10 protein-coding genes, 1 tRNA gene and 1 pseudogene are annotated in these 6,953 nt (G+C 58.7%); 4 read left to right on the top strand and 8 right to left on the bottom strand.

Annotated elements, in window-relative coordinates; genetic code table 11:
* A pseudogene (locus JK208_RS15715) lies at positions 1–362 on the bottom strand (hypothetical protein); the annotation flags it as partial.
* 159 nt (positions 363–521) lie between these two features.
* Between JK208_RS15715 and JK208_RS15710 the strand changes: the two are divergent.
* A complete protein-coding gene (locus JK208_RS15710; RefSeq protein WP_206035477.1) occupies positions 522–995 on the top strand; it encodes an IS5 family transposase in 474 nt (157 codons plus the stop codon).
* Complete coding sequence (locus tag JK208_RS16030; protein WP_349292012.1) at positions 905–1,303, top strand: IS5 family transposase; 399 nt, start codon at positions 905–907, stop codon at positions 1,301–1,303. The genes JK208_RS15710 and JK208_RS16030 overlap by 91 nt, the downstream gene beginning before the upstream one ends.
* 302 nt (positions 1,304–1,605) lie before the next feature.
* Here the strand turns inward: JK208_RS16030 and JK208_RS16165 are convergent, their stop codons facing one another.
* The 7 genes from JK208_RS16165 to JK208_RS15675 form a co-directional block, all read right to left on the bottom strand.
* Positions 1,606–1,767 carry a DUF6538 domain-containing protein gene (locus tag JK208_RS16165; RefSeq protein ID WP_349292011.1) on the bottom strand — a complete coding sequence of 54 codons (162 nt, stop codon included), beginning with the start codon at positions 1,765–1,767 and terminating at the stop codon, positions 1,606–1,608.
* Positions 1,768–1,849: 82 nt separating this feature from the next.
* Positions 1,850–1,935: transfer RNA gene (locus tag JK208_RS15700), tRNA-Leu, on the bottom strand.
* Between the two features lie 7 nt (positions 1,936–1,942).
* A complete protein-coding gene (locus JK208_RS15695; protein WP_211576704.1) occupies positions 1,943–2,626 on the bottom strand; it encodes a M48 family metallopeptidase in 684 nt (227 codons plus the stop codon).
* A 5-nt stretch (positions 2,627–2,631) separates the two neighbouring features.
* Entirely contained in the window at positions 2,632–3,123 is a 492-nt protein-coding gene (locus tag JK208_RS15690) for a YcgN family cysteine cluster protein (protein WP_211576703.1), read from the bottom strand.
* Entirely contained in the window at positions 3,120–3,524 is a 405-nt protein-coding gene (locus JK208_RS15685) for a hypothetical protein (RefSeq protein WP_228125673.1), read from the bottom strand. Before JK208_RS15685 ends, JK208_RS15690 begins: the two co-directional genes overlap by 4 nt.
* Positions 3,524–4,561, bottom strand: coding sequence for an extracellular solute-binding protein (locus tag JK208_RS15680; protein WP_408872119.1), 1,038 nt, complete (start codon positions 4,559–4,561; stop codon positions 3,524–3,526). The genes JK208_RS15685 and JK208_RS15680 overlap by 1 nt, the downstream gene beginning before the upstream one ends.
* A 168-nt stretch (positions 4,562–4,729) precedes the next feature.
* Positions 4,730–5,902, bottom strand: coding sequence for an ABC transporter ATP-binding protein (locus JK208_RS15675; protein ID WP_211576702.1), 1,173 nt, complete (start codon positions 5,900–5,902; stop codon positions 4,730–4,732).
* An 86-nt stretch (positions 5,903–5,988) separates the two neighbouring features.
* On the opposite strand from JK208_RS15675, the gene JK208_RS15670 reads away from it, so the two are divergent.
* Entirely contained in the window at positions 5,989–6,267 is a 279-nt protein-coding gene (locus JK208_RS15670) for a hypothetical protein (protein WP_062027183.1), read from the top strand.
* A 77-nt stretch (positions 6,268–6,344) separates the two neighbouring features.
* Entirely contained in the window at positions 6,345–6,779 is a 435-nt protein-coding gene (locus JK208_RS15665; RefSeq protein WP_099287713.1) for a hypothetical protein, read from the top strand.
* The last annotated feature ends 174 nt before the right edge of the window (positions 6,780–6,953 follow it).

Below are 6,953 nucleotides of genomic sequence, written 5' to 3'. Positions count from 1 at the left end.
CCGCCCTGTCCTTTATGAGTTTCCTCAATATCGCCGCCGCAAGGCTCTGGATCAGATCTTTTGTCAACGTGACCTAGATTTTTCCGATTGGCTTCTGAGACCAGTTCAGCGACGGTTCGCGTATCCTTGCGGTTTTTACCGTAATTGACCGGCAGTTGCTCCATCATTGTTTTGAAGTCGGAGGCATCTTCTCCCGCATAGTCGCGGATAGGTCTGTCACCACAGATTTCGACAAACCTTTTATATGTGTTACGATGCTCAGCGACGACGGACGGTTTGGCTTTCTTGGCCTTGAGGCTCAGGAAGGTTTCGGACGCTTCCGAGAGCAGAGGGGAAGGCTTGGGGGGCTGGAGGCTGAACAAGCTGTGTCAGCACGGCAACCTGCTCTGCGAGCTTTGTCAAAGCTACCTCGCTCGGGCTCCTCGCAGACTTGCCTAGGTCGCGTTGACAAAAGGTCTATACGCTCATTCTGAGATCTGATTCACTGTTGTCTTTAACGAAGACGATAAGGTGAAGCGGGGATGGCACGAGGGGATCTGACGGATCGTGAATGGGCGCTGATTGGTCCGCTTTTGCCATCCGAGCGTGGCCGTTGGGCACGGCCATCCGGAGACAATCGCCGGTTTCTCAACGGCATGTTGTATGTCCTGCGCACCGGTTGTCCGTGGCGGGACATGCATGAGCGCTACGGAAAATGGAACTCGGTCTATGTCAGGTTCCGGCGTTGGGCTGAACAGGGTGTCTGGGATGCCCTGCTGCAAACCCTGGTTGACCTGGGTCTGAGTGATGACTGGCAGCATATGGTCGACAGTACCGTGGTCCGCGCCCACTCCCAGGCAACGGGTGCAAAAGGGGGGCTCATACGGAAGGTTTTGGTCGATCACGCGGCGGTTTTACGAGCAAAATCCACGCCCGGTGCGACAATCAAGGACGTCCTTTCGGCTTTGCCCTTAGCGGAGGTCAGGTCTCGGATTACAAAGCCACAGATACCCTGATGGCGTTTGCGGTTCCAAACCCCAAAGCCATGCTGGCCGACCGGGGCTATGACAGCGACTGGTTCCGCCAGGATCTGCTGCTCCGTGGTATCCTGCCGGTTATTCCCTCACGAAAAGGCCGCAGTGTTCCACAGAAAACAGACTGGCGGCGTTACAGAGACCGCAATCGCATTGAGCGGATGTTCAACAAACTCAAGCAGATGCGGCGTATTGCAACCCGCTACGACAAAACCGCCGTGTCCTTCATGAGCTTCCTCAATATCGCCGCCGCGAGGCTTTGGATTGAATCTCTTGTCAACGGGACCTAGCTTATAAATGATATCTGTCAGGGCGCTGATTTCGGGACCAATTTTTTCAAGCACGCTGGAAACCCGCTGGTGGTCTTCCATCCTGGCCAGAAGATGCTCAGCATTCATGGTGTTATAGCGAGCTTTCAGAGCCTGAATCTCACTGTCATAGGTCTGGATGATGGACTGAAACAGGTCCTGCTGGACAGGATGGAGGCCCTAGGTGGAGAGAGTTTCCTGAAAGGTCTCGACCGCAGTGTTGAGCGAGGATTTTTCTTCCGGGTGAGACATGGCCAGACTGATGCACTCGAAAAGCTGAGAGGTCAGTCCATACATGCACAGGCACGGGTTCTGGCAAGATTTCTGCCTGGCGTCTCAAGAGAATGCCAGATTTCCCGCTTTCCCAGAATCGGCCTGAAGCGGAGAGGAATCCCGCGTCTGAAGTGGAAACCGGATTGCAGGCGAATCAGCACAACAGTGCTCATTTTGTAGAAGCCCTTTGTAGAAGAACGGGGGCTCCGGGTTGCTAAAAACCCTAAAAGCCGTTTATTTTCAATAACTTATATGTGGTACGAGCTGCGGGACTCGAACCCGCACGTCCTTGCGGACTCGAGATTTTAAGTCTCGTGCGTCTACCATTCCGCCAAGCTCGCACAGCTCTCATGCTGCGCGCAGAAGAGCGGTACCGTTTTCTCTCAACCAGCGTTCCGCTGCAAGACGTCCAATGCGTCCTTCGGGAATAAAACTATCCACCAGAGCCCAAAAGTCGGAGCCATGGTTGAAGTGTTTCAGGTGTGCCAACTCGTGGATGATAACATAATTCTGTATTGGAACTGGCGCCATCAGCAGGCGCCAGCTGAGCATGATCCGACCCTGTTTCGTGCAGCTTCCCCAGCGCGTTCGGACCTCGCGCAGGTCGAGGCGGGTGGGATACAGAGCCATTGTTTCGGAATGGGCCTGAAGTGTCTGGGTCAGACGTTCTTTTGCCAGAATCTGAAGAAAATCGCGGACCCGACGGGTTGTATGGGAAGCATCTCCGCTCACGTGAAGGCCGTCTGTATCAAGCCAGCATCCACGTCTGGCTGTGGGGTCATGAAGAATGGGAACGTGGTGCCCGTCGATCAGGACGTGAGAACCGTCTGTCAGTGCAGGTTTTTCCGGCAGTGCCGCAAGGGTTCTTGCGATCCATTCTGTCTGTTGGTGAACGAAAGCCAGTGCCCGGTCTTTGGTGACAGTCTGGGGAACCGTGACGATGACTTCGCCGCGGACTGGTTCGATCCGCAGGGTGATGCGTCTGGCCCGTGCCGAACGCTTCCAGATCAGTGGAACGGTCGGAGGGAGCATGGATGTCAGCCCTTGCGCTTCAGGACCTGACACAGCGGCGAGCGGTCTGGCCATTCGCTAGGCCAGTCTTCCAGATGGTCTTCCAGAGGTCCTGCGCGACGTTCACTGATACAGCGGTCCTGAACGGATGCACCGGAACTGTGGACGCCCTTGTCGTTCCCCGTGCGCAGCGGGTGCCAGTCGGGAAGATCAAAGCCGTCGCGCAGCAGGCGATAGGAGCAACTGGGCGGAAGCCAGTCGATTTCGGCCAGAAGGGTAGGGGTCAGGGTCACGCAGTCGGGGACCTTGCGGTGACGGTCCGCGTAGTCGGTGCAACGGCAGGTATGGGTGTCGAGAAGGCGGCAGGCAACGTCTGTGTAAATCACCTCTTCCGTATCTTCGTCGCGCAGCTTGTTGAGGCAGCACCTACCACAGCCGTCACAGAGGGATTCCCACTGTTCGGAGGACATCTGATCCAGAGGAACGGTTTGCCAGAAAGGTGCGGAAGGAGACGTCATGGATGGTCCAACAGGGCACAGGTGACACAGAAAGCGGTCGCCAGAAGAAGGGAAAGAACAACGGACGGCAACAAAAGCGGAAACCAGATTAGGCGCAGGCGTGTCGGCAGGTCTGCGCCCAGACCGATGGCGGCGCGGGTCGTGCCGGGAGGAAGAGTCAAAAGAGTTGCCCCAATGGGAAAAGCGACTGCGGGGGCGATGAGTAGTCCTTCGAGCCATCCCGGAACAGAATGAAGACTGGCCATTGCAAGGGCCAGCCCCGGTCCGGGCAGAAGCAGGATCAGTCCCAGACGGCGCAGAACGGAAGCTGGAAGAACGCGCATGAGGAGTGCGATCAGCGCACAGGCTCCCAGAAGCCCTGTCAGGATCGAGGGAAGATTAAGGCGGAGCGCGAGGGCCATCAGGGCGTCCGGGGAGCGAAATGTGCCGCGAACTGCTGTTCGAGCGCGTCGCCATGCAGGGACCAGAACGTGTCGCTGACCGTCAGGAACGTGGGAGACGGTTCCGGGGGAACGGGCGTAGGCATGTCTTCCAGATGAGGCGCGTGCATCCGGAGTTGCTCAAGGGCCCGGTGAGCGCTTTCGGCGGAAACATTAATGGGAATGGCCCAGAAAAGGGGCGAGCGGAGCACATTCTGTGTTCCGGCGACGAACAGCGATGTCGCCGGGCCGGACGGAGCGCGCGCACTCACGCTGGTGACTTCTGTGGCGGGCGCACTCAGCATAAGGGCACCGCTCTGTTCCATGATGCGGGCGGCATCGGCCGGTGTTTCCCACCATACGATATAGGGGCGCAGCAGATCCAGCCTGCGGAACGCACGCTCCACGCCAGCCGGTGTAGAAAGAGTGGAATAGATATTCTGTGGCGCAACGCCGTCAGCCAGCAGGGCGATTTCCAGTGTCGTCCGGGCACCGAAATGCAATCCCCGTCGTCCCGGATGGCGGGCCACATCCCAGAAATCCTGCCAGTTTGGGGCTGCTGTCAGCCGTGAGCGATCCCAGGTGAGGGCGATGTCGCTCACGCCTCCGGGAATGCCGCAGGTGGATGTGTTATCTATCGGATGAACCCATTTGCCCTCACAGGCTTGGGCTAGTTGCGTCCCGGTGACGAGAACGGCCATCCATGCGGGTTTTGCTGCCTGAATCGCAGTTTGGAGGGTGCTGGTCTTACCGTCCCATTCTACCAGAGGCAGCCCGGTGTTGGCGGAAGTCAGGGCGTGCGCTGCGATCGTTCCTTGCGGGACACCGAAGCCGGGTTCCGGGTGATGAACGGGTTTGCGAACGTGGCGAACGCGTCTGTGCCCATGGGCGGAAGCCGGTGCGGGCACGAAAACGGATGTAATGTCGCGCCCAACAGACGTCAGAAACGTGCCGATACCACCGCTCTGATGGGGGGAGGCGGCCTGCACTGTCGAATTTAGCGATGACAGAATCAGCAACGCGCACAAAGACGCCCGAAGCGGAAGGCTCCTGCGGGAGATCCGACCAGATGTCCAAAAGACATGTCGCAAAGGGAAGGCGGGCCGGGTCAGAACGAGAGGATCCTCAGAAAAATTCAGGTGTCCGAAAGGGGCTGTCCGATTACACTCGGACAGAACGGGCGTAGTTTAATACATCCCGGCACTCAGCGGAAAGGCTGTCGCATGAGCAGCAGGCCAGGCAAGCTGTACGGAGGTGCCAGATGCCGGGATTTTCTGGGCCTGAAGCGGGGGGCGGCGCAGTTCGATTTCCGTCCCTTCCGCACAGCGGACGCGCATGCGGATATGGTCGCCGAGATGGGTACTGTCGGTCAGCACGCCCCGCACGGGGATGTCCCCATCGTCATCCATGCCAAGACTCTGGGGGCCAAAAAACGGCGATATCCGGTCCGGGCGAACGCAGACAAGACATTCTTGCCCCTCGCTCAGATCTTCGGAAACTATGGCATCTACAATCCCTCCGCAGGCGAGATGCACGCGGGCCACGTCATCGCCAATGTCCAGAATCTGCCCTGTCAACGTGTTTGTCTCGCCGAAAAGGGTTGCGACTTCAACGCAGGCGGGACGGTCATAGAGGCGGGCAGCGTCGGCGCACTGCAAAAGTACGTTATCCTGAAAAACCGCGATCGCACCGCCGGAGCGCAGGGCATCCTCGCGCCGTGAGACGGCATGGATGATGCTGAGGTTCAGGGCGCGGGAAAGGGTGCCCAGCAGGATCGGGATGCGGCGTGCGGCATGAGGTTCGAGTGCGTGAAGCGGGTCATCCAGAAGCAGGACGTCAGGCGACGCGATCAGGGCGCGCGCCAGTTTGACGCGCAGGGACTGCTCCGCGTCCAGTTCTGTCGGGCGCCGGTCTGCAATGCCATCCAGTCCCATGAGCGAGATCATCCGTCCGGCGGCGGCTTGGGCGTCCTGTCTGCCTTTCCCGTTCGCGCGCAGGCCGAAGGCGATGTTGTTTCGCAGGTCCAGATGCGGAAACAGCGGGTCTCGCGGGCTGACGATCCGCATGCGTCGTTTTGCGGGAGGGCGAGACGTCACATCTTCGCCACTGACCGCGATGGTGCCGCCCAGATGGGGCAGGAATCCTGCCAGCACGTCCAGAAGGCGCGACAGGGCCGCAGGCTGGTTGCCGAAAAGGGTCAGAGTCGCGCCGGGCTGGAGCGACAGATCGACGGGCGGTGCATCGATGGCTGCACGCAGGCCGACAATATCCAGCACGGGCTGCACGACGGCTTTGGGGCGGGAGGGGCGAGTGCTCCTCTGCTTGGGAGCCATGCGGGGAGCGCCTGACAGGCCTGACATGCAACCTCTGGGAGAATGGACCGTTATGAGCGAAACAAAATCAGGCCAGAACGGATCTGACCTGATACTGAAGAAGGGGTTTGAACATGAGCCGTAAAAGCGTCAAGGATAACATTGAAGTTGCAACCGAGACCACGCAGGCTCAGATCGACGGTCTGCGGACCCAGTTGCAGGAACTCCTGAACAACCGCATCAATCCCGCTCTGCTCGACGCAGCGGACCGTACGGATCATGCCGTTGCAAATGCCCGCAAAATCACGGATCATGAAATTGAAAATGTTTCGACGCGTGTGCGGGCGCGTCCGATCGCAGCCGTCCTGATTTCGGCCGTTGTCGGTTTCCTTGCCGGCCGTTTCTCCAAGTAACAGCCCGGTTCTTTCCAGGCAGGAGACGGACGGCATTGCGTCCGGCTCCGTCCTGAAGAAGAGGCAAACGATTTCCCATGAAGCCCATTGAACTCGGACAGGACGTCCTTGCTGCCCAGGGACAGATCCTTTCCCGCTCTGCCATGCGAATCGGCCGCAGAGTCGCTTACGGTGTTGTCGCTGCAGTCTTTCTGATGTTCGCGGCGATCTCGTTTCACGGGTTCCTGTGGGCATTCTTTATTGACGTGGTCGGACTGGGCTATGTGGCCTCTGCGCTCTGCGTCATGGGGGTGGACCTTCTGTTCGTCCTGATCTTTGGACTTCTGGCGGCCCGCTCCATTCCGGACCCTGTCGCAATCGAGGCGCGCATCCGTCGTGATCGCAAGCTGGCACAGCTCAAGCAGTCCGTTGCCATGGCGGCCCTGACAGGCGTTGTTTTTGGTCCCGCCGGGCGTTTCACGTTCAGGCGCATACTGGATCTGGTGCGTAATATCCTCGGCCTTCGGAAATAAGACATTTTGTGGCTGATATTGGCCTAAGCCGTATAGTCAGCCCCAGCGTAATGGCGTAAGCACGTCTCCAGAACACAACCCCCTCATTATTTGAGGGGGAGTCGTTGTGTTTGATTGAGGAGCGTTGTGGGCGAGTTGTCTTACAGTCTGGCGTTTGGCAGTCTGGTGGTTGAC

The organism is Gluconobacter sp. Dm-74 (genome assembly GCF_018256135.1).
GTDB classification, from domain to species: domain Bacteria; phylum Pseudomonadota; class Alphaproteobacteria; order Acetobacterales; family Acetobacteraceae; genus Gluconobacter; species Gluconobacter cadivus.
This window is presented reverse-complemented; position numbering and strand designations above follow the sequence as displayed.

Excerpts from the sequence above, each read along its gene's own strand:
- JK208_RS15710 (WP_206035477.1), top strand. The coding sequence starts at position 522 with ATGGCACGAGGGGATCTGACGGATCGTGAATGGGCGCTGATTGGTCCG.
- JK208_RS16165 (WP_349292011.1), bottom strand. The coding sequence starts at position 1,767 with ATGAGCACTGTTGTGCTGATTCGCCTGCAATCCGGTTTCCACTTCAGA.
- JK208_RS15695 (WP_211576704.1), bottom strand. The coding sequence starts at position 2,626 with ATGCTCCCTCCGACCGTTCCACTGATCTGGAAGCGTTCGGCACGGGCC.
- JK208_RS15690 (WP_211576703.1), bottom strand. The coding sequence starts at position 3,123 with ATGACGTCTCCTTCCGCACCTTTCTGGCAAACCGTTCCTCTGGATCAG.
- JK208_RS15685 (WP_228125673.1), bottom strand. The coding sequence starts at position 3,524 with ATGGCCCTCGCGCTCCGCCTTAATCTTCCCTCGATCCTGACAGGGCTT.
- JK208_RS15675 (WP_211576702.1), bottom strand. The coding sequence starts at position 5,902 with ATGTCAGGCCTGTCAGGCGCTCCCCGCATGGCTCCCAAGCAGAGGAGC.
- JK208_RS15670 (WP_062027183.1), top strand. The coding sequence starts at position 5,989 with ATGAGCCGTAAAAGCGTCAAGGATAACATTGAAGTTGCAACCGAGACC.
- JK208_RS15665 (WP_099287713.1), top strand. The coding sequence starts at position 6,345 with ATGAAGCCCATTGAACTCGGACAGGACGTCCTTGCTGCCCAGGGACAG.